This window comes from Neisseria flavescens (assembly GCF_005221285.1).
Classification (GTDB): Bacteria; Pseudomonadota; Gammaproteobacteria; order Burkholderiales; family Neisseriaceae; genus Neisseria; species Neisseria flavescens.
In genome coordinates, this window is record NZ_CP039886.1 from 584,492 (window position 1) to 608,704 (window position 24,213).

At 49.1% G+C, this 24,213-nt stretch carries 23 protein-coding genes; 6 read left to right on the forward strand and 17 right to left on the reverse strand.

From position 1 onward, the window contains the following. Positions 1–16: 16 nt before the first annotated feature. The 10 genes from FAH67_RS03060 to FAH67_RS03100 form a co-directional block, all read right to left on the reverse strand. Complete coding sequence (locus tag FAH67_RS03060; RefSeq protein ID WP_003679761.1) at positions 17–787, reverse strand: Rossmann-fold NAD(P)-binding domain-containing protein; 771 nt, start codon at positions 785–787, stop codon at positions 17–19. A gap of 90 nt (positions 788–877) precedes the next feature. Then, the gene (locus tag FAH67_RS03065) at positions 878–1,519 is read right to left on the reverse strand and encodes a TetR/AcrR family transcriptional regulator (RefSeq protein ID WP_115287631.1); all 642 of its coding nucleotides are present in this window, start codon (positions 1,517–1,519) and stop codon (positions 878–880) included. 18 nt (positions 1,520–1,537) lie between these two features. Beyond that, positions 1,538–2,578: a UDP-N-acetylmuramate dehydrogenase gene (gene murB, locus FAH67_RS03070; RefSeq protein WP_003679757.1), complete on the reverse strand. Its 1,041-nt coding sequence runs from the start codon at positions 2,576–2,578 to the stop codon at positions 1,538–1,540. Between the two features lie 46 nt (positions 2,579–2,624). Continuing rightward, entirely contained in the window at positions 2,625–3,047 is a 423-nt protein-coding gene (locus FAH67_RS12025; RefSeq protein WP_003679755.1) for a hypothetical protein, read from the reverse strand. Positions 3,048–3,057: 10 nt separating this feature from the next. Further along, positions 3,058–3,399: a GIY-YIG nuclease family protein gene (locus FAH67_RS12030; protein ID WP_003679753.1), complete on the reverse strand. Its 342-nt coding sequence runs from the start codon at positions 3,397–3,399 to the stop codon at positions 3,058–3,060. 66 nt (positions 3,400–3,465) lie between these two features. Beyond that, positions 3,466–4,845, reverse strand: coding sequence for an MATE family efflux transporter (locus FAH67_RS03080; RefSeq protein WP_003679751.1), 1,380 nt, complete (start codon positions 4,843–4,845; stop codon positions 3,466–3,468). Between the two features lie 103 nt (positions 4,846–4,948). Continuing rightward, positions 4,949–5,386: an acyl-CoA thioesterase gene (locus tag FAH67_RS03085; protein ID WP_003679750.1), complete on the reverse strand. Its 438-nt coding sequence runs from the start codon at positions 5,384–5,386 to the stop codon at positions 4,949–4,951. Between the two features lie 26 nt (positions 5,387–5,412). Further along, the gene (locus FAH67_RS03090; protein ID WP_003679749.1) at positions 5,413–6,342 is read right to left on the reverse strand and encodes an LpxL/LpxP family acyltransferase; all 930 of its coding nucleotides are present in this window, start codon (positions 6,340–6,342) and stop codon (positions 5,413–5,415) included. 4 nt (positions 6,343–6,346) lie between these two features. Then, positions 6,347–7,072: a glycosyltransferase family 2 protein gene (locus FAH67_RS03095; RefSeq protein WP_003679748.1), complete on the reverse strand. Its 726-nt coding sequence runs from the start codon at positions 7,070–7,072 to the stop codon at positions 6,347–6,349. Positions 7,073–7,218: 146 nt separating this feature from the next. Next, positions 7,219–8,985, reverse strand: coding sequence for an ABC transporter ATP-binding protein/permease (locus tag FAH67_RS03100; RefSeq protein WP_003679746.1), 1,767 nt, complete (start codon positions 8,983–8,985; stop codon positions 7,219–7,221). Positions 8,986–9,239: 254 nt separating this feature from the next. Here FAH67_RS03100 and FAH67_RS03105 point away from each other — a divergent pair, with 254 nt between their 5' ends. The 3 genes from FAH67_RS03105 to ygfZ all read left to right on the forward strand — a co-directional run bounded on the left by FAH67_RS03105 (position 9,240) and on the right by ygfZ (position 13,183). Beyond that, positions 9,240–11,441 (forward strand): TonB-dependent siderophore receptor, encoded by a 2,202-nt coding sequence (locus FAH67_RS03105; RefSeq protein ID WP_003679745.1) that lies wholly within the window; start codon positions 9,240–9,242, stop codon positions 11,439–11,441. A 198-nt stretch (positions 11,442–11,639) separates the two neighbouring features. Further along, complete coding sequence (locus FAH67_RS03110) at positions 11,640–12,203, forward strand: peptidylprolyl isomerase (protein WP_003679743.1); 564 nt, start codon at positions 11,640–11,642, stop codon at positions 12,201–12,203. A 122-nt stretch (positions 12,204–12,325) separates the two neighbouring features. Beyond that, a complete protein-coding gene (ygfZ, locus tag FAH67_RS03115) occupies positions 12,326–13,183 on the forward strand; it encodes a CAF17-like 4Fe-4S cluster assembly/insertion protein YgfZ (protein WP_003679741.1) in 858 nt (285 codons plus the stop codon). A 380-nt stretch (positions 13,184–13,563) separates the two neighbouring features. On the opposite strand, the gene tehA is transcribed toward ygfZ, so the two are convergent. Both tehA and FAH67_RS03125 read right to left on the reverse strand, forming a co-directional pair. Then, complete coding sequence (gene tehA, locus FAH67_RS03120; protein WP_003679734.1) at positions 13,564–14,508, reverse strand: dicarboxylate transporter/tellurite-resistance protein TehA; 945 nt, start codon at positions 14,506–14,508, stop codon at positions 13,564–13,566. A 228-nt stretch (positions 14,509–14,736) separates the two neighbouring features. Then, a complete protein-coding gene (locus FAH67_RS03125; RefSeq protein ID WP_003679729.1) occupies positions 14,737–14,979 on the reverse strand; it encodes a hypothetical protein in 243 nt (80 codons plus the stop codon). 810 nt (positions 14,980–15,789) lie between these two features. Between FAH67_RS03125 and dcm the strand changes: the two genes are divergently transcribed. Both dcm and FAH67_RS03145 read left to right on the forward strand, forming a co-directional pair. Beyond that, complete coding sequence (dcm, locus tag FAH67_RS03140) at positions 15,790–16,941, forward strand: DNA cytosine methyltransferase (protein WP_172459145.1); 1,152 nt, start codon at positions 15,790–15,792, stop codon at positions 16,939–16,941. A 53-nt stretch (positions 16,942–16,994) separates the two neighbouring features. After that, positions 16,995–18,017 carry a hypothetical protein gene (locus FAH67_RS03145; protein WP_003679725.1) on the forward strand — a complete coding sequence of 341 codons (1,023 nt, stop codon included), beginning with the start codon at positions 16,995–16,997 and terminating at the stop codon, positions 18,015–18,017. 87 nt (positions 18,018–18,104) lie between these two features. On the opposite strand, the gene alaS is transcribed toward FAH67_RS03145, so the two are convergent. Then, positions 18,105–20,729 carry an alanine--tRNA ligase gene (alaS, locus tag FAH67_RS03150; protein ID WP_003679724.1) on the reverse strand — a complete coding sequence of 875 codons (2,625 nt, stop codon included), beginning with the start codon at positions 20,727–20,729 and terminating at the stop codon, positions 18,105–18,107. 250 nt (positions 20,730–20,979) lie between these two features. On the opposite strand from alaS, the gene FAH67_RS03155 reads away from it, so the two are divergent. Continuing rightward, positions 20,980–22,110, forward strand: a complete 1,131-nt coding sequence (locus FAH67_RS03155; protein WP_039863635.1) for a polyamine ABC transporter substrate-binding protein — start codon at positions 20,980–20,982, stop codon at positions 22,108–22,110. A gap of 154 nt (positions 22,111–22,264) precedes the next feature. Here the strand turns inward: FAH67_RS03155 and ubiE are convergent, their stop codons facing one another. From ubiE to FAH67_RS03175, 4 genes are read right to left on the reverse strand one after another with little or no spacing between them, the layout of a single operon-like run. Next, positions 22,265–23,002 (reverse strand): bifunctional demethylmenaquinone methyltransferase/2-methoxy-6-polyprenyl-1,4-benzoquinol methylase UbiE, encoded by a 738-nt coding sequence (gene ubiE, locus FAH67_RS03160; RefSeq protein ID WP_003679722.1) that lies wholly within the window; start codon positions 23,000–23,002, stop codon positions 22,265–22,267. Between the two features lie 29 nt (positions 23,003–23,031). Next, positions 23,032–23,448: an MBL fold metallo-hydrolase gene (locus tag FAH67_RS03165; RefSeq protein ID WP_003679721.1), complete on the reverse strand. Its 417-nt coding sequence runs from the start codon at positions 23,446–23,448 to the stop codon at positions 23,032–23,034. Further along, the gene (locus FAH67_RS03170; RefSeq protein ID WP_115287630.1) at positions 23,417–23,848 is read right to left on the reverse strand and encodes a gamma-butyrobetaine hydroxylase family protein; all 432 of its coding nucleotides are present in this window, start codon (positions 23,846–23,848) and stop codon (positions 23,417–23,419) included. The genes FAH67_RS03165 and FAH67_RS03170 overlap by 32 nt, the downstream gene beginning before the upstream one ends. A gap of 1 nt (position 23,849) precedes the next feature. Continuing rightward, on the reverse strand, positions 23,850–24,083 hold the full coding sequence (locus FAH67_RS03175; RefSeq protein WP_003679719.1) for a hypothetical protein: 234 nt from the start codon (positions 24,081–24,083) through the stop codon (positions 23,850–23,852). Positions 24,084–24,213: the final 130 nt, after the last annotated feature.

Consider the following 24,213-nt stretch of genomic DNA (forward strand, 5'->3'; position numbering starts at 1 on the left):
GGGTTGAGTCGCAATTTTACAGGCTTAGCCCGTCTGCGCAAATGGTATTTACAATTTTGCCGTTGCTTTTGTCATCAATGATGAAATCAGGAGCCGGTAGGCCGAGTTTGGCTGCTTCGGCAGTATAAAATTCGGCCCGGCTTGGGTGGCGGGGTTCGACAATATTGCGGATACGCTTGCCGTCAGCTTGGCAGGCCGTCTGAAAAAGGACTTGGACGGCCAAGTCTTTATGAAGAATATTGACGGGTTGATTGCCGCCTTGAATGCGTGTTTTTTGAACCAGCTTGGTAATGGGATGACGATCGGCGGAATAAAGTCCGCCCAGTCGCAGTATGTCAATATGGGGGATGGCGCTTTCAAGCAGGGCTTGCTCGACTGCGAGGATTTGACGGGCAGATTCGGTTTGCGGATCGGGCGGCGTGGTTTCATCGCATATGCGTGCTTGGTTGCCATACACGCTGGTACTGCTGGTAAAGATGATGTGTTGTACCTTGGACTGCTCGGCAAGTTGAATCCATTTATTCAGGGTATCGGCGTAATGGTTTAATGACGAAGGCGGAAGCAGGCAAAACCATGTCGGCTTGTTGATATGGTTTTGCCACAAGGCTGTCTGAAAAATGTTGTCTTGATTCAAATCGATGATGTCGAGTTCAATCGGCAGATTGATGTCGTCGGAAGTCAGGGTGCGTTTGACGGCGGCTACCTGACTGCCTTGTTCATAACATTTTTGCGCCAGCGGCAGGCCAAGATAGCCTAAGCCGAGAATGGAAATATCGGGAAGGTGCATAAATAAAGCATCCGAAAATTAACAGGCCGTCTGAAAATAGCTTTAACTTGGTTAAAGCCACGTTTTCAGACGGCCTTTGTATGGAAAAAATCAATGGTTGCTGCCGATTTTTTGGTCGAATTCGGCACGGTGTTCCGGCAGGAGGTACGGGCGCAACAGGCTGAGTGTGCGGCTGATGCCCCGTACTTTGGAATCTTCGGTCAACTTGGCGCGGCCGCGCAGGGAGCTGTCGAAGTCGAACCAGTATTTCGTCACCATCCACATATTGACGGCAAGGTCGTTCATGGCGGTTTGGTCTGCGCTGATGATGTTCAGACCGTTGAGCTGGGCCAGCAGGTTGACCAACAGCGGGGAAACTTTGGCTTGGGTAAAGGTATTGTGTTCGCCCAATAATTCGGCACTGCGGGCAAGCAGGGTATTCACATCGCTGAAAAGGAAACGGTATTCCCACATCACATCATAAATACCGGCCATGTAGTTGATGGAGTCTTCCACATTAGACGGCAACACGGCTTCGTTAAGATAGGCAAGCAGGGCTTCGCTGTAACGCTTAAACAATTGGACGATGATTTCGTCTTTGTTGCGGAAATGGTAGTAGAGGTTGCCCGGGCTGATGCCCAAGTGGGCGGCAATGTGGTTGATGCTGATATTGCGCTCACCTTCTTCGTTGAATAAGGCGAGGCTGGCATTGATGATTCGTGTGTAAGTGTTGACTTTAGCAATGCGCGGCATGGGATACACTCCTTTGTTTTATAGGCTGTATGAAGTAGGCAGCCAGTTGGGTTCTGCGTGTAATTCTACCTGAAATTGAGTAAATACTGTATTACAAACATATTGTGCCAGCTGGTGGACATCTTGCGCGGATGCATTGTTTTTATTCACCAAAACCAAAGCCTGTTTGTCATGCACTGCCGCACCGCCGATCTGATGGCCTTTCAGACGGCATTGGTCAATCAGCCAGCCGGCCGCGAGTTTGACCGAACCGTCAGGCTGCGGATAGCGTGGCATATTGGGGTATTGCTGTAACAAATCGGCCGCTTTTTCTGCACTGACAACAGGGTTTTTAAAGAAACTTCCGACATTACCAAGTACGTTAGGATTAGGCAGTTTACTGTTGCGGATTGCACACACCGCATCGGAAACATCTTTGGCCGTCGCCTCACGGCCTTGGCTCAGTTCGGCAACCGCTGCCGCCAAGTCGCCATAGCCCAAGTTCGGCACAAAATGCTCTTTCAACGCAAATACAACCGAAACAATCACATAACGTCCTTTGCCTTCCTGTTTGAACAGGCTTTCACGATAGGCAAAGTCACAGTCGGCATTGGAAAGCTCGACAAAGGTTTCTGTATCCAAATCAAAGCAGCGTACGCTATGGATAACATCTTTCGCTTCAACACCATATGCACCGATATTTTGTACCGGAGACGCGCCGACCGTGCCCGGAATCAGGCTGAGGTTTTCCAGCCCGCTTAAACCCAGTCCAACCGTATGCAAAACAAAATCATGCCAAATTTCCCCAGCCTGAGCTTCGATATAAACCAGGCCGTCTGAACGCTCAATTTCGCGTATTCCCTTGTTTTCCATATGCACAACCAGACCGGCATAGTCTTCCATCAAAAGGATATTGCTACCGCCGCCGAGCCATAAAACGGTATCTCGGTTGAACTCGGGCAGCCGGACGATGTCGCGCAATTCATCGGCATGTTTGAGTGCAACAAATGCTTGAGCTTGGGCTTTCAGACCAAAAGTGTTGTAGGGGGTAAGGTCGGTTTGGTATTGGGTGGGTTGCATGATGATTTGTGATTTTGTAGATTCGGGTCGTCTGAAAACTTACTGTTTAACAATTACGATAGGTAATGGGGTTTTGGGGTGCTTTATAGTTTTCTTGGGAAGAATAGGTCAGCTTGTCCACGATTTCTTGATAAATCTTGGATTCTTCTGGTAGCGGCTTGCCTTCAAACATCCAGCGACCTTGAATAATATCATCGGCAGAAATCCATCTTTCGATTTCATATACTGCTAATGTCCAGCCGCGATAGACTGCAACCGCATATTTTGCTTTTTCACGCCTGCTTCCGATTTTCCAATATTTCCGTGTACGTTCGTAAATTTCCTTATCCTTATCGGCTTCAGGAATATTCCCTGATCTGATGCCTTTTTTCAGTTTCTCGTATTCTTTATTAATCGTAATTAAAACAATGGGTTCATCAGTTTTTAATTCTTGAGCATCATATTGTCGCTTTAATTCGGACAAGCTCATCAATCCTACTTCAGAAGAATGCTTGCCCCCCTTGAATATTAGTCAGCGGCTGCTGGCTCTGTTTGACTAGGGAGAGTAGGTCTATTGCCATCGCTTCATATTGTTCAGCCTCGTCGCTGGTTTGGATGTTGTGCCGCAGAATGTAATACACGGGCTGGTGTCCGCTTTTATGTATTTCCCTAATCAAGGCAATTTTATCACTTGGCTTTTCTATTTCTTGTAATGAGGCTTGAGCATGATGGAAAACGCGATTGTTCAAGCCTTTACCTACATAGAAAATATTGCCGTCTCTAGGGTCAATCAAGCAATAAACATAGTAAGCAAGTTTTTCTATAATGGAAGTTGAAAACATTTTTTTCCTTAAAAGTGAATAAGCCGTAAATGAAATATTATTAATGGAGGTCGTCTGAAAGAAATTTCAGACGGCCTTATGCGATTTGACCATCTCTTTACTGCAAAGCTCCAGACACCATACCAATGCGATGGCGGCAATCGTCAGTGAAACGGTCAGCGCGGTCCAGAAGCCGTAAATACCCATATCGACATGATAGGCAAGCAGATAGCCGGGCAACAGGCCGCAACCCCAGAAAGCGGCGGCATGGATGAACATCGGCATTTTGGTCACTTTATAGCCGCGCAGGGCGTAGGAAGCGATACATTGGGTGAAGTCTGCCGGTTGGAACAAGCCGGCAAACAGCAGGAGGGTGGCGGCGATGCTTAAAACAGCCGGATCATTGTTGTACATACTTACCAGCGGCGAACGGAATAATACCAAAGAAAGCACGGTAATCACGGCGAGCATCCAGCCCAACACCAGCGAAACGCCTGAAATATAACGCGCCCGCAAAAATTCGTGTCGCCCGAGCGAAAAGCCTACGCGTACCGTGCTTGCCGAGCCGACGCTTTGCGGAACCATATACAAAATGCCCGACAGGCTGATGACGACTTGTTGGGCGGCGACATAATCCTCGCCGAATGGCGCCACCAAAAAGACGATAAACGAAAACGCGCTGGCTTCTAAAAAATAAGACAAGCCGATGGGTGCACCGATTTTCCAAATCTGTTTGAAAGCCGCCAAATCGGGTTTGCCGATTTTTGCCGTCAAGCCAAACGGACGGAAGAATTTTTCTTTGGCGATATAAAGCCACAAAGCCAATGCGCTGAACCAAAATACCGCCGCCGTTGCCACGCCGCAACCTGCGCCACCCAAAGCAGGCATACCGAATTTGCCGTAAACAAATACATAGTTTAGCGGCACATTCAACACAAATGCCGCGAAGCTGACCAACATAATCACGCGCGGACGGTTCAAGCTCGAGGCATAAGCGTGCAGGGCGCGGTGGATCATGGCGGCCGGCATTGCCAAGCTGGTAAAGAACATATATTGCGCCATCGTGTCTTCGACATAATCGCTTAATGTCAGCCAATGACGGAAAGGCGTAATCATCGCCCACATCAACAGCATGCCGAATAGACCCAAACATAAGCCAAACCAAATGCCCTGCATTCCTGTTTTGCCGACTTCTTCGGTTTTACCTGCGCCGTACAGCTGGGCAATCATCGGGTTCAACGCCGCCATCACGCCCATAAAGGTAATGTAAATCGTGGAAAACGCACTGCTGCCCAAAGCTACCGCGGCCAAATCTTCCTTACCTGCGCCACCGGCCATCACCGTATCGACAAAACCAATGCCCACTTGCGCCACTTGCGCCAACAGCATAGGCAGGGCGAGGGCAGTAAGCAGGCGGGTTTCTTTTAAGAAAACAGGAAAGGCAAAGCGATTGAGGTTCAGTAGCATAATGTGTGCGGTTTGAGGATAAAGGCCGTCTGAAAACAGAAATTTAAAATTATAAAGGGTAAAGCTGATAAACAGGCAATATGTTGTTTAATCGCTAAATTCTTCAGACGGCCTTAAATGTCGGATGTCTTTTTACTGCTTCCAACCAGCTGTCCGGAGTTTGAAACTGCATCAGGCCGTCTGAAAGCGAAACCGCGGCTTGGGTAGTCGAAGCGCGAGTCAGTTTTTCGTTGGTTTCGGCATCGTAAATGGTGTAATCGATACGCAGGCAGCTTTCGATTTCAACAATGTCCATTTCAACGCGGATTTTTTGGCCGAAACGGGCAGGGCGGATGTATTTGAGGTTCATCTGCACAATCGGCCAGCTGTACCCCTGCCGCCCCATTTCGTTGTAGTCATAACCGATGGAAGACAGAAAAGCACAACGTGCGGTTTCAAGGTATTTGACATAGTTGCCGTGCCACACGATGTGCATGGCATCTACGTCAAAAAAAGGAACTTCGGTTTCAAAGCTGTGTTGGCAGTAGATGTGTTTTTTCATGGTTTTAAAGAGTAAGTGTGATGGTTTCAGACGGCGTCTTCGCCCCAAAAATCATAAAAATTGAACCATTGTAGCGGATTTTGCGCACATTCTTGCGCCAGAATGTCGGCAAAACCCTGCATCGCGTCTTTGACGGCAGCCTCACGGTTGCCGCGTTTCCAGCTGGAGGTATCGGTAAAGTGGCGAAGTTTCAAATGATAGCGGCCGTTTTGTTTGACGCAAAACAGCGTGTTTACCTGCGTTTTTAAAAGCGCAGCCAATAGCCACGCACCTTGCGGCATAGGGGCGGTATGGCCTAAGAAATTAATGTCGGCGGTTTTCTCGCCGCGTACAGGCACGCGGTCGGCCGCGATGGCAATCCATTCGCCGTTCTCGATACGGCTGTTTAATTCCATCATCAGGGTGGTGTCCAAATCTGTCACCTGAATCAGACGGATATGATCTGCGCCGGCTTTTTGCAATGCCTCGTTAAATGCCTGCGCGTGTTTGCTGTGCACCAATACATTGAGTCTGAAATCTTTATGGTGCGACACCAGCGCACGGCAAACTTCGGTATTGCCCAAGTGCGAACAGGCAAAAATCTGGCCGCGTTCGTTGCGCTTGATTTGCGAATAGATGTCGTCCGGATCTTCAATCACCAAATCTTCATAACGGATTTTGCGTTGCCACACGGCAAAACGGTCGCAAACCGCTTCGCCAAATGCGACGAATTGTTTGAATACGCTGTGTTTCGGCAGGATGATATGGGGAAAGGCCGTCTGAAGACGGGTTTGATAGCGTAAGACATGACGGCGCGGTTTGGGCGCGGTTGCATAAAAATACAGCACCACAAACCAAATGCACGGCCTCATGAAAAAAGCCGGCAGATAGCGCACCATCAATGTGGTCAGAGCGAGAAACAGGCGGCTGCCGCGTTCGGGCTGCGCCGCCCAATGGGTTTGTTTATTGTCAGTCATGGTTTCAGACGGCCTTTCCGAAAACTTTACCCAATCGGTGTTTCAACATACCGAAAAACAGCCGTGTGTGCATTTTGCTGATGCGGACATTGTCGGCAAAGGCATCAAAGTGGGACACGCCGTCGGCGGCATATTGGACGGGCGTTTTAATCCAAACCGGTTTGACGTCGCGCCAGTACAGGCGGATAAGGATTTCCGTATCGAAGTCCATGCGGTCGCCTACGGTTTCTTCGCGGACAACGGATAGCGCGGGTGCAAGCGGATAGAGGCGGAAGCCGCACATGCCGTCTTTGATGTCGCATGACCAAGTGTGCAGCATATTCCAGAAATCGGTAATTTTGCGTCCGTAAAGCCGTGCTTTGGGCGCGTCATCGCCGTATTGCGGCCAGCCGCAAACAACGGCTTCAGGGTTTTGTTCTGCTGCGGCGAGGAGTTTGGGTGTGTCGCTCAAGCAGTGTTGGCCGTCTGCATCAACCTGCAAGACGTGGGTATAGCCATGTTCTTGAGCGTATTCCAAGCCGGTTTTGACCGCTGTGCCTTTGCCGCCGTTGATGGGACGGTAAAGGACATCAATGCCGTCTGAAACCAAAGCCTGCAATACAGGTTTGCATTCTTCGCGTGAACCGTCGTCCACAATTAAAACGTTTAAACCGAAGCCGCGCATGGTTTGGGCAACGTGGCTGATGGTGGTCGGATGGTTGTAATGTGGAATAAGGGCCAGGGTTTTCATAAATATTTTTTAGACGACGTTAACACAGTGCAGAGTATAGCAAATAAACATGCCATGGCGTTTGAAAGGGCCGTCTGAAACGGCGAGGACAAAATCGTTTGATTTCGTTTCTCACTGTTTCAGACGGCCTTTGGTACGCCATTAATTCAGCATTGTACATGACCGACATCGAGGCATAAATCATGGAACTCGTTGAGCGTGCTTCGGTGTCCGATGCTGATGATGATGCTGTCGGGCAGTTTTTGCTTTAAGGCGCGGTAGAGTGCGGCTTCGGCCGGTTCGTCCAAGGCGGCGGTGGCTTCGTCGAGCAGGACAATTTTGGGCTTGGAAAGCAGGGCGCGGACGAAGGCGACGCGTTGCAGTTCGCCCGGGGAGAGTTTGTGCTGCCAGTCGTCTGTTTTATCCAATTTGTCAATCAGATAACCCAAACGGCAGGTGTTCATGGCTTCGGCTAACTCGGGATGCTGTTTGTCGATGTCGGGGTAACAAACCGCATCGCGCAGGCTGCCTTGCGCCGTGTACGGACGTTGCGGCAGGAAGAGGATGTCTTGATGCGGCGGACGGCTGACTTTGCCGCTGCTGCCAAACGGCCAAAGCCCCGCCAGCGCGCGCAGCAGCGAGGTTTTGCCGCAACCGCTCGGGCCGCGTATCAGCAGGGAGTCGCCGTTTTTGAGGTTGATATTGATACCGTCTAATAAAACTTCGCCGTTGTGGCGGAACAGGGCGACGTTTTCCAGTGCAATGCCGTCTGAAACTTCGCTAATCTCGGGTTGCTGCGCGCTGTGTTGTTCTTCGGTACTCAGCAAAAAGCCGTACAGACGCTCCAATCGGGCGCGGTAGGCGGTGAATTTGTTGTAGAACATTCGGAAGAAAGACAGCGCGTTTTGCAGTCGCGCGAAGGCTTGGACGGTCTGCTGGATGTCGCCGATTTTGATTTGTCCGGCAAACAGGCGCGGAGCTTGCAAAATAATGGGGAAGAGTTTGATGCCGTTGGTGAACATATCGTTAAAGCCGCTTAAGCAGACGCTTTGCCGCGCGATGCGCCAACGGTTGCGGATAATGGCTTTAAAGCGGTCGGAAAGCCGGCCGTGTTCGTGTTGTTCGCCGCTGTAAAACGCCACGCTTTCGGCGTGGTCGCGTACGCGGATGAGGGAATAACGGTAGTCGCCGTTGAGTTTTTCGTTTTCATAGTTGTAACGAATCAAAGGGTTGCCTATCCACATGGCGATAAAGGTCGCCAAAATCACAAAGATAAAGACGAACCAAACAATGCCGCGCGGAATGTCGAAGCCGAACACGGTCAGGATGCCTGCCAAGCCCCACAAAACAACGGCAAATTCCAGCGAGGTAACGACCGAATTGATCATACCGCGCACAAATTCAATGGTCGAGGCGATAAATTCCTGCGCGTCCTGTTGGATACGCTGGTCGATGTTGTCCGGCGCGTGGCGGCGCATTTGCAGGCGGTAGTAGTTTTTGTCGGCAAGCCAGCGCGTGGTCAGCACTTCATTGAGACGCTCCGACCATTTAATCGCCAAGCCTTGATCGAGGAAGTCGTTGACGACGTTGTTAAACGCCCGTATCAGCACCACGCCCGCGTTCATCGCTGCAAACATCCAAAACGCGGAGGCGTTCAAATCCTGCATCGAGTCGTAAAGCCCTTTGGACATAAAGGTACTCAACACATTCAGCCGTACTTCGGTCAACAGCAGCGTAATCATCGCCGTAATCAGCAGCAATATTTTGACCGCGCTTTTCGGCGTCAGGCAAAGGTGCAGGATATGGCTGAATTCGCGCCCGAAGCGTGTGTTGCGTGCAAAAAACAGAATGACCGCCGAGGCTGCGGCGACCATCAATAAGGTCTGCAACAGCCAAGACGGCGTGGAATAAAGCTCGGTTTGCCATTTCTGCATGGGGTGTTCTCTTTAGTCAGATGAATCAGACGGCAGGCAGAGGTCGTCTGAAAACTGAATTTGTCATTTGTTTGTAGGGTTTAAGGTAAAAAAAATAGGAAGAGTGTTGTATTTTTTGTATTTAAAAATGGTTCTCATAACGAAGTATAGAAGTGCGGAATATTATCAAATATAATCGTGCAACAAAATTACTTTGTAACTTTTAACACGCTTATTGCAACAAAAATAACCCACCTCAAAAACAGAAGGAATTTATGAACAGCAAATTAGCCCTGATGCCGCTGCTGATTGCGAGCGCATTTTCTTATGCCGCCGATGAAGCGACACCTGAAACCCCTGTACAACAGCAGTTGCAGGAAGTCAATGTCCGCGCCGACGCCAAACGCGTCAAAGCCGCCCGTTCTTACTCCATCGCCAGCGACGGCGACTTGCGCGACCGTGTGAACTTAGGACTGCTAGGCAAGGCAAATGCCTTTACAGCACCAATTACAGTCGTCAATTACGATGAAAAAGTATTGGGAAACAACGCATCCCGTACATTAGTAGATACAATCGCCAAGAACGATGCCTCTACCATGCAGTTCGGTGGTGAAAGCAATACTATTCAAGGTGTATATGTCCGTGGCTTACAGCTTGATGCCCGTCAGTTTAGTATCAATGGCTTGGCAGGTCTTTATTCTTATTATCATACCCCGACTGCGGGCGTTTCTTCAGCACAGTTGATTAAAGGTGCTTCAAGTTCCACTGTCGGCATGGACCCTGAGGGCGCAGCAGGTTCTTCTGTCAACATTGAAACTAAAAAAGCATCCGATGAAGGTAACCGAAAAATCGGTTTAGCGGTTTTCAGTAAAAACCGTACCGAAGGTGCAATCGATATCGGTCAGCGTTTTGGTGAAAACAAACAGTTTGGCATCCGTTTCAATGGTAAATACCGCAAAGGTGAAACCGCCCGTAAAGGTTATAAGGAAGATAATCAGGAATTTGCATTAAATACTGATTATCGTGGTGAGAAATTACGTCTGTCTTTCGATTCGATGTATAACCACCGTAATACAGAGGGAGGTCGTGCGCGTATTCATGAAATGCAGGATCTTAACTTTGCCATGCCTGCCGCACCAAGTGGTAAAACCCTACTTGTCCCGTCTTGGCAGGAGCAAACTACTAAAACTATCACGAACGCACTGACGTTTGAATACGATACTGACTACAATATGCAGATTAGTGGTGGTTTGGGCTATATGGAGTCTGTGTATAAAGGTTCGTTTACACAACTTCTCATGAAAAACCGTGCAAATGGTGGTAATTTGGGTAAGTACACGGCGAAGGCTGCACAACCATTTGAATTCCTTTCTCGCACAACTAGTGGTAATTTGAAAGCTCGTGGTGAATTTGAAACCGGTCCGGTTGTTCACAATTGGGCGACCTCATTCGATTACATCAAGCGACACCGCGACCATGACCAGGGAACGCGCAACGGCGATGACTTGGATACCAACATCTACAACCCTGTTTTCCCTGTTACCCACCGTGACAATCCTGCCAATATACAAGGTACAGAGCATACGACTTATGAGACCCCCAGCCTTGCAATATCCGATACTTTGGGTTTCGCTGATAATACTATCCGTTTAACCTTAGGCGGACGTTATCAATGGGTCAAACAAACTGCTCATCCAAATTTGACAGGCAATGCAAAAACTGATGCAAGCCGCCGCTCTTCTACTGTGAAGTTCAGCAAAAAACGGTTCAGCCCGATGTTTGCCGCAGCTTGGGTGCCTAATACCGGTATGGTAGTGTATGGAAACTATATGCAAGATTTGGAACCGGGTGCGACTAACGAGGATACTGGAGAAATGTCCAAACCTCGTGTCAGCAAACAGATTGAAATGGGTGTACGAAAAAACTGGGGTGATGTTGTAACCAGCCTGAACGCTTTCCAAATCGTCCGTCCGGGTTATTGGCGCAATACGCAAGAGCAGCATGGTAAAGAAATCAACCGTGGTGTTGAGTTTAATACGTATGCCAACCTGATGAATAAAACCCTTCGTCCGAGCTTTGGCATTATGTATCTGAAAGCGCAGTTGAAGGATTATCCGCGTTACAATAATACTTTAACAAATGGTAATCAGGTTGCTAGCCCGCGTGTTATTGCCAAAGCAGGTATTGAATGGGATACGCCATTTGTCCAAGGTCTGACTTTGAAAAGCAATATCCAATACTACGGTAAGTCTTTCCAAGATACTGAACGCCAATATAAACTGCCGTCCTACACCTTAGTTGACGTGGGCGCGCGCTACAAAATCAAGCTGGGCAAAAATACTTTGACCGTCAGCAGCTCGGTGGAAAACCTGTTCAACAAAAACTACTGGCAGGTACAGCGCGGACAATACGACCGCAGCTTCGCAGTTGTCGGTATGCCGCGCACTTATTGGCTGAAAACGGAATTGGATTTCTAATCTGATTTCGGTTTGACCGTAATAGCAGGCCGTCTGAAAGGGAATGATAAAGAGCAAGAATTTGGTTTTTATCCCTTTTCAGACGGCCTGATTTGATTGCCTTACGTTTTTGCTTGAAAAATCTTACATGTTTTTTATGGATTTCACGCGAAACAAGGTTAATATTCCATTTTCACAATACATCATTCGAGAAGACATATGAAAAAATCCATCAAACTGACCCTGTGCGCCCTCGCACTCTCACTTTCCGTGCAAGCGCAAGCAGTTACCCATGCCGTGATTGAAACCAATATGGGCAACATCCAACTGGAGCTGGATGAAGTCAAAGCGCCGAAAACCGTGGCAAACTTTGTCAATTACGCCAAAAAAGGTTTTTACGACAACACGATTTTCCACCGTGTTATCGACAATTTTATGATTCAAGGCGGCGGATTTACCGAGAACATGGTTCAAAAATCCACCGACAAAGCCATCACCAATGAAGCATACAACGGCTTAAAAAATAACATCGGCACCATCGCTATGGCGCGTACCGGCGATCCAAATTCAGCAACCAGCCAGTTCTTTATCAACACAGCCGACAACGACTTTTTGAATTTCAAAAGCAAAACCCCTCAAGGCTACGGCTATGCCGTTTTCGGTAAAGTTACTTCCGGCATGGATGTGGTCCGTAAAATCAGCAAAGTAAAAACTGCGACACGCGGCTTCCATCAAGACGTTCCAACCGAAGCCGTGATTATCCGCAAAGTCAGCATCAAATAATTTTGATTGTTTGAACCCAAACAACAGGCCGTCTGAAACATTCAGACGGCCTGAATTTATTTATTTGATAATAAGTAGCAATTTGGGCGATAATTCAGCATCTACAATTTAAGGAGTCAATTATGCAAACCCGCCTGCCTTTTTTCGGCGTTGTCCGCGTCAGCGGTGAAGACAGGGCTTCATTTCTTCATGGTCAATTATCCAACGATATTAATAATTTAGCTTCCGGTCAGGCATGTTACGCCACATACAATACGCCTAAAGGCCGTGTGTTGGCGAATATGTTGGTCGTCAATCGCGGAGAAGATTTACTGTTGGTCATGGCTCAAGATTTGACCGAAGCCATCGTCAAACGCCTGAGAATGTTTGTCTTGCGTGCAAAAGTCGTCTTCGAGCCGATGCCTGATTTAGCAGTCAGCGGCGAGTTGGCAGACAATGCAGAACCTCATCCTGCTACCGAACCGCAACTGTCTTTTTCAGCTCAAATTCAAGAAAATGCCGTAGAAATTGCCTTGCCGCACACAGGCCGTCTGAAAATTTCAGCAGCCGAAAACGCAGCCGAATATCAAGCAGAAGCCGAAAACGCGTGGAATCTGCACGAAATCCGCAGCGGCTATCCGTGGATTTGCGCCGCAACCAAAGAAGCGGCTGTTGCCCAAATGCTCAACCAACACATCATCGGCGCAGTCCATTTCCGTAAAGGCTGCTACCCCGGCCAAGAAATCATCGCCCGCGCCCAATACCGAGGCCAGGTCAAACGCGGTCTGGCCGTATTAAGCGGCGATTCTTTGGAAGCCGCCGGTATTACCGTCAAAGTCGGCGAAGAAGAGGCTGGCATTATTCTCAATACGGCACTCACAGAACAAGGCAGCCTCAGCCTCGCCGTTATCAAGTTTTCCGCAGCAGAAGCAGCATTGACCGATGCAGACGGTAATGCTTTGAAACAGGAAGCACTGTTTTTTACGATTGAGAAAGATTGATGTTAGATGATTGAATAAAAAGCTTAAATTTAAGGATTAATCAGCTTTAAATGAAAACAGAAAGGCCGTCTGAAAATTATTTTTCAGACGGCCTTTGATATTGAGTTTTGTTGGTACATGACCCAAGCTACGTTTGCTGCCGACTGAATTACGACATGGTTTGGGATCATTTGGTAACAACAAAAACCGCGTGCGTGCGTACCGCACACACACTACACCTCAATCTTAAGGTTTGCATCGCCCGCAGTGGTAGGGTGTGGTCTAGCCACGCACGCGGTTGACAGGGGTGTGGGCTACGGCTTGCTGTAAGGGTGTGAAATAAAAAATGCCGTCTGAAGCCCAGCGTTTCAGACGGCATTTTTGACAAGGCGGCAAACGCATCAGCCGCGTACCAAGAAACGCCCCGTCGCTATCCGATGCAGCGTGCCGGCAAGCAGCAGCGCCACGCCTGCCGAACCGGCGGCGGCAAGCGTCAGCCCCAAGCCCGACAATACGCCGGAAGCCGCCAGATGCAGGCCGCATCCCGCCATGGCTGCGAAACCGAATGAAAATCCCCAAAAGCTCATCGTAAAACCGCCTTCCCAAAACCAGCGTGTCAGGCGCAGCAAGAACAAAAACTGCAGGCAGCCGTAGCCGATTAATGCCAACGCAAAACCGTCGATTTTACCGCCGACGGCAAAATACGCGCCGCAGCCGACAAAGGCGGGCGCAAGCTGGATACCGACCACGCCGCGCGCCGCCGTACCGACCGGTACCGCCGTACGCAGCCTGCCCAAGACGGAGGCTTCCAAACTCAGCCAGGAAAACATACCCGCGCCGAAAAACAAAGCCGCATAATCATGATGCCCCAACGCCGCCAGAGATGACGCGCTGACAAAGTTTGTCGCCACCGTAGGCAGGTAAATAATCGGCGTCGTCGCCTCCAAAGAATGCAGGCCTCGCCACAGACCGGCCGCCCGATACATCGAAAACGCCAACTGTCCTGCAACGCCCGCATAAATCAGGACTGCCGCCGCGCCTGCCTGATAGGGCTTCAGCGCGAGTCCCTCCAGCATAGCGGTAATCGGAATCGCGCTGATGAAGCAGCATTGCACCAAGTCGCGTAAATCAGACAAAAAATCGTTTCGGTACGCAAATATTTTGATCAGGTATGCCGCCACCAGCAAGAGCCAGACAACCGAAGCCACCGCAAGCAGCGATTCGGCGGCCAAGGCGGGCAGCAGCCCGACAGACGCGCCGTAACGCCACGACAGCCCCAAGGCAAACAAGCCCAGCGCGATGCTGAAATAGCTCAAAGGAATCGGAAATTTCTTAGATGCAGACATAAACACCCTTCAGACGGCATGCCGTCGTAACGCACAGATAAAATTGAGTATGATATAAAAAACAGGCAGGCGGAGGATGACGTATCCGTATCGGCATATTGCCGTTTTGTCTCATTGCGCCAGATGTCGGAAGCGGTTGCGCATCGGGCGCGCGTTTTTTGCGGTGTGCGGCGTGATTCGGATGCAGGGGGAAACGAATCAGTAACCGTATTAACCGTAGTGTGGGCTTCAGCCCACCAATTGACAAGCAAAAATGAAGAAACGGTGGGCTGAAGCACATCCTACGCAACTGAAATAACCCGCCCCGCAGCAAATTCGGTGGTGCGGAACAAAGTGCAGCCGTTGCGTGATTTGTTGCGGTGAAAGCGCCCAGTTACGCAAAGGAATCAGCAGCGTGAATGCCAGTTGGTACGGGAAGATTTTGCCTTTTTGCGTAAGTCCCTGCCAAATGCTTTTGAGCGTCTTAAACATAGGAATTTCTTTGGGTAATTCGTTTTACTTTGTACCTGCACAATATACAGTATAAAAATAGAGACCTTTGCAATAACATAGGTTACTAAAATTTTATGCTCAATCTCATTTTCAAAATACAAAACTTTTCTGATTTTTCCTACTTTTTGCTCAATATTAGGAAGGTTTTAGGCAATTGAAAATTTTTTTGGCGCATTTTTATGCGTCAAATTTCGTTAACAGACTATTTTTGCAAAGGTCTCAAATAGTGTGTGTTTTTTCCAATCATCACAAAAAGCAGCCTGCACTTCGATTTTTGAATGTGCAGGCTGCTTTTGATAGAGAGAAGCCGTCTGAAAATTATTCTTCAGACGGCCTTTGATATTGAGTTTTGTTGGTACATGACTCAAGCTGCGTTTGCTGCTGACTGGATTACGGCATGGTTTGGAATCATTCGGTAGTAACAAAAACCGCGTGCGTGCGTACCGCACACACCCTACACCTCAATCTTAAGGTTTGCGTCGCCCGCAGTGGTAGGGTGTGTGGTCTAGCCACGCACGCGGTTGACAGGGGTGCTGGCTACGGCTTGCTGCCGCGTTTGCCGTATTTGTCGGCAAATTCGCCGTTGATGATGGCGGAAGTAGGAACTTGCATGATGGTTCTCCTTGTTTCGGGTTGGACGGTAGGGGGATTTTAGTGGAAAAATGCCGTCTGAAAACGAGATTTTTGTTTTCAGACGGCCTGTAAACCTAAAAGGTAGATTTTAAATCTTGGCTTAAATTACAAAAAACGCTAAAATAATGTCATTTATGAATGACTGAAAGATTAGCCATGACCGAATTTGCACGAAAAAATTGGAACAAGTTAGCTGGAGATGCCATAAAAGCCAAAATGCATGAGCATGGAATTGGCTTTATACAATTATCAGAATTATTCTTGGAGCAAGGGGAAAGTGAAACGGCAAATGCAATTTGTAACAAAGTAAATAGAGGTACTTTTTCCCATGCTTTTTATCTTAAATGTATGGAGTTAATGGCCAAACAGGAAAAGCAAGAAGACCGCGAAAAAAAATATAAAATTATTTCTTTATTTAGCGGTTGTGGCGGAATGGATTTGGGTTTTCTAGGGGGCTTTGAGTTTTTAAACCGTACTTATGACAAACATGATTTTGATATTATTTGGGCGAACGAAATCGACGAACACGCTGTTAGAACCTACCGCCACAACTTAGGAAATCACATTGTACATGGTGATATTTGGCAGCATTTGGATGAAATACCCACTAGCGCAGACATCATTATCGGTGGCTTTCCTTGTCAGGATATTTCTATTAATGGTAAAGGTGCAGGTATTTCAGGCAGCCGCAGCGGGCTGTATAAAGCCATGTTGTCTGCTGTTGAACGCGTTCGCCCCAAAATATTTGTTGCTGAAAATGTCAAAGGGCTACTGATGAAGCATCATCGGAAAGATTTGGAAACAGTGCTTTCAGATTTTCGCAATTTGGGTTATCAGGTAGATTACTACTTGCTGAATGCAGCCGATTACGGTGTTCCACAGACTCGGGAGCGAGTTATCATCGTTGGAAGGCTACCTGAAATTCCCGAAATACAGATTGAAAAAACAAATACCAGCAACAGCTATGTAACAGCCAGACAGGCTATAGGCGATTTGGTCGACAAAGTAGAAGACGAAATTGCCAACCATATTTGGAGTAGAGCAGAAAAAAGCCCCGATCAAGGCAGTCGAAAATTGGATGCCGAAAGGGCGGGCTACACTATTAGGGCAGAATGCCATGGAAACATACAGTGGCATTACGAATTACCCCGCCGCATCTCCATGCGTGAGGCGGCGCGCATCCAATCGTTTCCGGACAATTTTATTTTCCAGGCAAAATTGCGTGCCACAGAACGGCAAATTGGCAACGCCGTCCCTCCTGTTTTAGGGTGGCACATCGCCGCCGCCGTTAGTAAGGCACTTAAATAACCCTGTTAAATAAGATAAAATTACTACTTTATATTTTTAAGTGGTAATGCATTATGCTGACAAAAAAGGAGTTTGAGAAGTTTTTAGACGAGGTTTGCACCGTATTGAGGCAAGAGGCAAAAAACGCACCTTTCAAATCCCAAGATATTTTTGAAAACAGAGTTCGTGCGCTGTGCATTGCAAAAATTCCCGCTTATGCCGACATAGTTATCAATCCTGAACCTGTGCCGCAAATTTTCCCCGATGTTCCAATAGGGGAATATGGCGTAGAAGTCAAATTCACGCTAAAAGATACTTGGCGCAGCGTAGCAAACAGTATCCAAGAGAAAAACAAAGCTGACGGTGTACAGCATATCTATGTGGTATTCGGAAAAATGGGGGGCATTCCCGATGTGAAATGGCAACTTTACGAAGATAGCGTAATTCATGTCCGCACATCGCACGTTCCGCGCTTTGAGGTAGAAATAGAATCTGATCGACCGTCTCTGTTTGAGGGTTTCGGTATTTCCTATGCTGAATTTGCCGATTTGGATATGCATGAAAAAATGGAATATATCCGAAAATATGCCCGTAACAGGCTGAAAGAAGGCGAGCGGTTATGGTGGATAGAAGACATTGACGCAGTAGACAGCCATGATCTGCCTTTGGAAGTGCGCCTTTACACTTCCCTGCCGCAGGAAGAAAAAATCCGCCTCCGAGCTGAAGTAGCATTAGTCTCCCCCCGTATTGTCTGCTCAGGCAGGGCGAAGCACAAATACGATAATGCCGTCCTGTATCTGATTACCTATCGCGGTGTGCTTTGTCATCAGGCGCGGGACTTATTCAGTGCGGGCAGCGTTGCCAACTCGGCGGAAGACTACCGTGGCGGAAACTATGTAGAAAAATCTTTAAAATTGATTGAGCATGAAATTGAAAAAGCTGCTTTGGAAATGGATGATGCTCTAATTGTCGAATATTGGGGAGAAAGCGTCCCGACAGAAAAACGCCTAGAGTATTGGATTAAGATGTTGGATGATTTGGCAGATGGCTGGATACCTTCTGAATCGCTATTCAATGGTAGGTATAAAGCCAAATAAACTGACAGATGCCGTCTGAAAATATCTTTCAGACGGCCTCTTTACACAAAAGGCAGCCTGAATCCCTTTCAGGCTGCCTTTCTTATATCAAGCCAGCTTCGCGCCGACCCAATCTTTCACACTCTCAATCATCGCGGGCAGTTTCTCCACATCGCTGCCGCCTGCCTGTGCCAAATCCGGTCTGCCGCCGCCTTTGCCGCCGACTTGTTCGGCTGCAAATTTAACCAGATCGCCTGCTTTGACTTTGCCAGTCAACGGTTTGGATACGCCTGCGCACAGGGAAACTTTGCCGTCGTTGACTGCGGCGAGCAATACGATGGCTTGTTCTGATTTGCCGGTTAAGTCGGTAACGATTTCGCGCAGGGCTGCGGCATCGGCTTCGATTTGTGCAGCAACGAGTTTGGCTGAACCCAAGTCTTTTGCATCGTCCAAGAGTTTAGCGCCTGCGTGGACGGCGAGTTCGGCTTTGGCGCGTGCCAATTCTTTTTCCAATGCTTTGGCGTGTGCCGCGCCTGCTTGGATTTTCGCCAGTACGTCTTTTTCGGTTTGGGCTTTGGTTTCGGCAATAATGTCTTTCACCAAACGCTCTTGCTCTTGCGCCCATTTGAGTGCGTTCAGGCCGGTGATGGCTTCGATACGGCGCACGCCTGCGGCAATACCGCCTTCGCTGATAATTTTGAAGAGGCCGATGTCGCCGGTGCGTGAAACGTGTGTACCGCCGCACAATTCGGTGGAGAAACCGCCCATTTGCAGTACGCGCACTTCGTCGCCGTATTTTTCGCCGAAAAGCATCATCGCGCCGGTTTTTTGCGCGTCTTCCATACTCATAATGGCTGCATTGACGGCAACGTTGGCCAAAACGGCTTCGTTGACGCGGCGTTCTACTTCGGTGATTTCTTCGGCAGTTACCGCTTGGGGATGGGAAATGTCGAAACGGGTGGATTCGGCGGTAACCAAAGAGCCTTTTTGTTCGACGTGTTCGCCCAATACATCGCGCAGGGCTTTGTGCATCAGGTGGGTCGCGCTGTGGTTGCGCATATTGGCATTGCGGATTTCGTCGTCCACTTTGGCGGTAACGCTGTCGCCGACTTTCAGACGGCCTGAAGTTTGTACGCCGAATTGGCCGAATACGGCCGCTTTGATTTTTTGGGTATCGCGTACTTCAAAGCGGTTTTCGCCTGAGAAGATATAGCCGACATCGCCGACTTGGCCGCCGGATTCTGCATAGAACGGGGTAAAGTCGATGACGACTGCGCCGCTGTCGCCTTCGTTCAATTCGTTGACTTGCTCGCCGTCTTTGTAGAGGGCGAGGACTTTGGATTCGGTTTGGCGTTCGCTATAACCTTTAAACTCGGTGTCTTGACCGTCATAAGGCAGTTGGGCGTTGGCTTTGAAGCTTTGTGCGGCGCGTGCGCGTGCACGTTGGGCCTCCATTTCGCGGTTGAAGCCTTCTTCATCCAAATCGATATTGCGTTCGCGGCAGATGTCGGCAGTCAGGTCGTATGGGAAGCCGTAGGTATCGTAGAGTTTGAAGATGATTTCGCCGCCGAGTGTTTTGCCGCCTTTGGCCAGCGCGTTTTCCAACAAAGCCATACCGGTTTCCAGAGTTTGGGCAAAACGGCTTTCTTCGTTTTTCAACGCTTCTTCGATTTGCGCCTGTTTTTCTTTCAACTCGGGGTAGGCATCGCCCATCTCTTTGACCAAATCGGCAACGAGTTTGTGGAAGAACGGTTTGCTTTGACCCAGTTTGTAACCGTGGCGCACGGCGCGGCGGATAATGCGGCGCAAAACATAACCGCGTCCTTCGTTGGCAGGCAATACGCCGTCTGCAATCAGGAAGGAGCAGGAGCGGATGTGGTCGGCGATGACTTTCAGGCTGGGTTCTTCCATACTGAACGGCGCGCCGGTTTCGCGGGCGACGGCTTTGAGCAGGTCTTGAAACAAGTCGATTTCATAGTTGCTGTGGACGTGCTGCATTACCGCCGCCATACGTTCCAAGCCCATGCCGGTATCGACGGACGGCTTGGGCAGCGGATTCATATTGCCTTGTTCGTCGCGGTTGAACTGCATAAATACGCAGTTCCAAATCTCAATCCAGCGGTCGCCGTCTTCTTCGGGGCTGCCCGGAATGCCGCCCCAGATTTCTTCGCCGTGGTCGTAGAAAATTTCGGAGCAGGGGCCGCAAGGGCCGGTGTCGCCCATTTGCCAGAAGTTGTCGGATGCGTATTTCGCGCCTTTGTTGTCGCCGATGCGGACGATGCGTTCAGACGGCATACCGATTTCGTTTAACCAGATGTTGTAGGCTTCGTCGTCTTCTGCGTAAACGGTCGCCAAGAGTTTGTCTTTGGGGATGTTCAGCCATTCGGGGGAAGTGAGAAACTCCCAAGCGAAATGAATCGCGTCGCGCTTGAAGTAGTCGCCGAAGGAGAAGTTGCCCATCATTTCAAAGAAAGTGTGGTGGCGGGCGGTGTAGCCGACGTTTTCCAGGTCGTTGTGCTTGCCGCCTGCGCGTACGCATTTTTGCGCGGTGGTGGCGCGGCTGTACGGGCGTTTGTCGAAACCTAAAAATACGTCTTTAAACTGGTTCATACCGGCGTTGGTAAACAGCAGCGTCGGGTCGTCGTGCGGCACGAGGCTGGAAGAGCGGACGACGGTGTGGCCTTTGGTTTCAAAGAATTTTAGGAATTTTTGGCGTAGTTCGGTGGTTTTCATAATGTCTCGATAAATTTTTTACAAGGATTTCAGACGGCCTGGACGGCGCGTTGCGATTAAAAACGAATGGGCGTTATCTTACCGCAAAACCATATTTCAAGCTATCGGCAGAAAGGTTTTAAGTTGGTTGAAACCCGTCTTTCAGACGGCCTCAAGCGGGACGATATCTTTTAACAATGAAGCCTATCCGCTCGTGCCTGCCTGCTTTATAATGCCTCTCTATTTTCAACCGGATACGCAAGGAATGATAATGACCAAACATCTGCCCCTCATCGTACTGACTGCGCTGGCACTGGCCGGCTGCGGCGGCTCGGACAAAACTTCTGCCGACAAGGCGGCTCAAACCGATAATCAAAAGGTATTGAGCATTTACAACTGGTCGGAATATGTCGACCCCGAGACGGTTGCCGCGTTTGAGAAGAAACACGGTATCGCAGTAACTTACGATGTATACGACAGCGATGAAACGCTGGAAAGCAAGGTATTGACCGGCAAGTCGGGTTACGACATTGTGGCTCCTTCCAATGCGTTTGTCGGCAGGCAGATTAAGGCAGGTGCGTATCAGAAAATCGACAAATCCCTGATTCCCAACTATAAAAACCTGAATCCTCGGTTGATGAAACTGATGGAAGGTGTCGATCCGGGGCATGAATATGCGGTGCCGTTTTATTGGGGTACCAATACTTTCGCTATCAATGTCGAGCGTGTGAAAAAGGCTTTGGGCACGGATCAGCTGCCGGACAATCAATGGGATTTGGTGTTTAACCCCGAATACACGTCCAAACTCAAGCAATGCGGTATCAGCTATTTGGACAGCGCGGCGGAAATTTATCCTATGGTGTTGAACTATATGGGTAAAAACCCAAACAGTAGCGAAACGGCGGATATTAAGGCGGCGACGGAAGTTTTGAAGAAAAACCGTCCGTACATCAAGCGTTTTACTTCGTCCGGTTTTATCGATGATTTGGCGCGCGGCGATACTTGCGTAACGATTGGTTTTGGCGGCGATTTGAACATTGCCAAACGCCGTGCCGAAGAAGCAGGCGGCAAGGAAAAAATCCGTGTGATGATGCCGAAAGAAGGCGTGGGGATTTGGGTGGATTCGTTTGTGATTCCGAAAGATGCCAAACATGTGGCCAATGCCCATGCGTATATCAATGATTTCTTAGATCCTGAAGTTGCGGCGAAAAACGGCAATTTTGTTACTTATGCGCCGTCCAGCAAATCGGCTCAAGAGCTGATGGATGAAGAGTTTAGAAACGACAATACGATTTTCCCGACCGATGAGGATTTGAAAAACAGCTTTATCATGGTGCCTATCCAACCGGCGGCGTTGAAATTTATGGTCCGTCAATGGCAAAGCGTGAAAGCAGGGACATAAGCTGATTTAAACGTATTAAGGCCGTCTGAATGGTGTAACCGAAATATTTGATTTCGTTTTACGGTTGTTCAGACGGCCTTTGTTTTGTGTCAGATTGGCTTGGATAAGGTTTAAAAACCTATCAATCACGCCCTTTTGTTCGTTTCAGACAGCCTTAGAATTTCACGCCTTTATGCAGGGCAACAATGCCTGCGCTCATGTTGTGGTAATCCACGCTGTCGAATCCTGCATCCAGCATCATTTGCTTCAAAGTTTCTTGGTCGGGGTGCATACGGATGGACTCGGCGAGGTATTGGTAGCTGTCGGCATCTTTGGCAATCAGTTTACCCATAATCGGCAACAGTTTGAAAGAGTAGAGGTCGTACACGCCTTCCAAAGGTTTGTACACTTTGGAGAATTCCAACACCAGCAGGGTGCCGCCCGGTTTCAATACGCGGTACATTTCTTTCAGCGCGGCATCTTTGTGCGTCATGTTGCGCAGGCCGAATGCGACGGAAACCAGATTGAAATAGTTGTCGGGGAACGGTAATTTTTCAGCGTCTGCCAACGATACGGGCAGAATCACGCCTTCGTTGAGCAGGCGGTCGCGGCCGACGGTCAGCATGGAGGAGTTGATGTCTGTCAGCCAAACTTCGCCTTCTTTGCCCACACGTTTCGCCCAGCCTCGGGACAAATCGCCTGTACCGCCGGCGATATCCAATACTTTGTCGCCTTTTTTCAGGTGGGCGGTATTGATGGTGAAATGTTTCCAAACACGGTGCAGACCGCCGGACATTACGTCATTCATAATGTCGTAGTTTTTTGCCACGGAGTGGAAGACTTCGGCAACTTTGCCTGCTTTTTCGTCTTCGTCAACGGTAGAGAAGCCGAAATGGGTTTTGTGGTCGCTCATAGTGTCTGCCTTCTTAAAATAATACGGATTCAGATATCGAATACGTCGAAATCGCCAACCACTTTCGACGCGGGAAATATAGTTTGTGCCTGCCGCTCCAGCATCAGGCGTTGTTCTTCTTCGGTATAACGTGCGCTGATGTGGGTCAGGTAAAGTTGTTTCACATTGGCTTGCAAGGCCAGCTTGGCGACATCGGACACGGTCGAATGGAACACTCGTTCCGCTGTCTCTTCATCGCCTGCCACAAAGGTTGCTTCATGCACCAAAACGTCTGCGTTTTGCGCGGCGCGCACTGCCTGCGGACAGGTTTTGGTATCGCCGAAGATGGCCGCTAACCGTCCTTTTTTTGGCGGGGAGAGGAATGCTTTGCCGTCAATGATCCTGCCGTCATCCAATGTTACAGTCTCGCCTTTTTCAGACGGCCTTTCCGCCGCAACCTCCGCCACCGCAGGAATGTGTATGCTTGGGTTTTAAATCTTCGGCACTTGGCGTTCTGGACGTGCCGGCTTTTTCGAGGCGGTCGAGATAGTCTTGCCAAAGTGCGTCTTGATTGTGCGCCAGTCGGTAGAGATAGTCCCAGTCGTAAAGGCCGCTGTCGTGGCCGTCTGAAAAAGTAATTTTCAGTGCGTATTGGCCGACAGGTTCTAAATCGGTAATGCTGACTTCGGCTTTGCCTGTTTGCAAAACATCTTGACCTGGACCGTGTCCGCGCACTTCCGCGCTGGGCGAGTACACGCGCAGGTATTCGGCAGGAAGGCTTTGGGCACCGTCAACATAGACTAAAGTCAGTACGCGCCGCTCTTGCTGTAGGCGGATTTCTTGTGGAATTTTATCGGCTCGGGTCATGTCATGCTCCGTTCTTTTTACGCAAATAGGCAACGCGTACAGAAAAAATACCGCCAAGTACGGCAAACAGCACGATTGCGTAGAGTGAAAACCGTATCAGGCTCACTTGGGTGTCCGCCGTCAGCCCCAAAGGCAGCAACATCACGGCAACGAACAGTAAAAACGCGGCCAACATGGCGGCAATGCTGGCAAAGGCATAGCGGGTATTGGCTGCTGTTTGCGGATGTTTGGTCATGTTGGATAGCTTGCCGTAGGGTGGTGAGGCGGTATTTTATCAGCTTTTTGGTGCTTCATGCCGTCTGAAAACGGCTTTATTTCCATAAATTCAGTTCTGCGAATACGGTTAACCCATCCTTTCTTTTTTT

Coding starts and splice junctions, on each gene's coding strand:
- FAH67_RS12030 (WP_003679753.1), bottom strand. CDS start 3,399: ATGTTTTCAACTTCCATTATAGAAAAACTTGCTTACTATGTTTATTGC.
- alaS (WP_003679724.1), bottom strand. CDS start 20,729: ATGAAAACCACCGAACTACGCCAAAAATTCCTAAAATTCTTTGAAACC.
- FAH67_RS03110 (WP_003679743.1), top strand. CDS start 11,640: ATGAAAAAATCCATCAAACTGACCCTGTGCGCCCTCGCACTCTCACTT.
- FAH67_RS03090 (WP_003679749.1), bottom strand. CDS start 6,342: ATGACTGACAATAAACAAACCCATTGGGCGGCGCAGCCCGAACGCGGC.
- FAH67_RS03170 (WP_115287630.1), bottom strand. CDS start 23,848: ATGACCCGAGCCGATAAAATTCCACAAGAAATCCGCCTACAGCAAGAG.
- ubiE (WP_003679722.1), bottom strand. CDS start 23,002: ATGAGCGACCACAAAACCCATTTCGGCTTCTCTACCGTTGACGAAGAC.
- FAH67_RS03100 (WP_003679746.1), bottom strand. CDS start 8,985: ATGCAGAAATGGCAAACCGAGCTTTATTCCACGCCGTCTTGGCTGTTG.
- FAH67_RS03065 (WP_115287631.1), bottom strand. CDS start 1,519: ATGCCGCGCATTGCTAAAGTCAACACTTACACACGAATCATCAATGCC.
- FAH67_RS03085 (WP_003679750.1), bottom strand. CDS start 5,386: ATGAAAAAACACATCTACTGCCAACACAGCTTTGAAACCGAAGTTCCT.
- FAH67_RS03060 (WP_003679761.1), bottom strand. CDS start 787: ATGCACCTTCCCGATATTTCCATTCTCGGCTTAGGCTATCTTGGCCTG.
- FAH67_RS03125 (WP_003679729.1), bottom strand. CDS start 14,979: ATGTTTAAGACGCTCAAAAGCATTTGGCAGGGACTTACGCAAAAAGGC.
- murB (WP_003679757.1), bottom strand. CDS start 2,578: ATGCAACCCACCCAATACCAAACCGACCTTACCCCCTACAACACTTTT.
- FAH67_RS03145 (WP_003679725.1), top strand. CDS start 16,995: ATGCTGACAAAAAAGGAGTTTGAGAAGTTTTTAGACGAGGTTTGCACC.
- FAH67_RS12025 (WP_003679755.1), bottom strand. CDS start 3,047: ATGAGCTTGTCCGAATTAAAGCGACAATATGATGCTCAAGAATTAAAA.
- FAH67_RS03155 (WP_039863635.1), top strand. CDS start 20,980: ATGACCAAACATCTGCCCCTCATCGTACTGACTGCGCTGGCACTGGCC.
- dcm (WP_172459145.1), top strand. CDS start 15,790: ATGACCGAATTTGCACGAAAAAATTGGAACAAGTTAGCTGGAGATGCC.
- FAH67_RS03080 (WP_003679751.1), bottom strand. CDS start 4,845: ATGCTACTGAACCTCAATCGCTTTGCCTTTCCTGTTTTCTTAAAAGAA.
- FAH67_RS03095 (WP_003679748.1), bottom strand. CDS start 7,072: ATGAAAACCCTGGCCCTTATTCCACATTACAACCATCCGACCACCATC.
- tehA (WP_003679734.1), bottom strand. CDS start 14,508: ATGTCTGCATCTAAGAAATTTCCGATTCCTTTGAGCTATTTCAGCATC.
- ygfZ (WP_003679741.1), top strand. CDS start 12,326: ATGCAAACCCGCCTGCCTTTTTTCGGCGTTGTCCGCGTCAGCGGTGAA.
- FAH67_RS03105 (WP_003679745.1), top strand. CDS start 9,240: ATGAACAGCAAATTAGCCCTGATGCCGCTGCTGATTGCGAGCGCATTT.
- FAH67_RS03175 (WP_003679719.1), bottom strand. CDS start 24,083: ATGACCAAACATCCGCAAACAGCAGCCAATACCCGCTATGCCTTTGCC.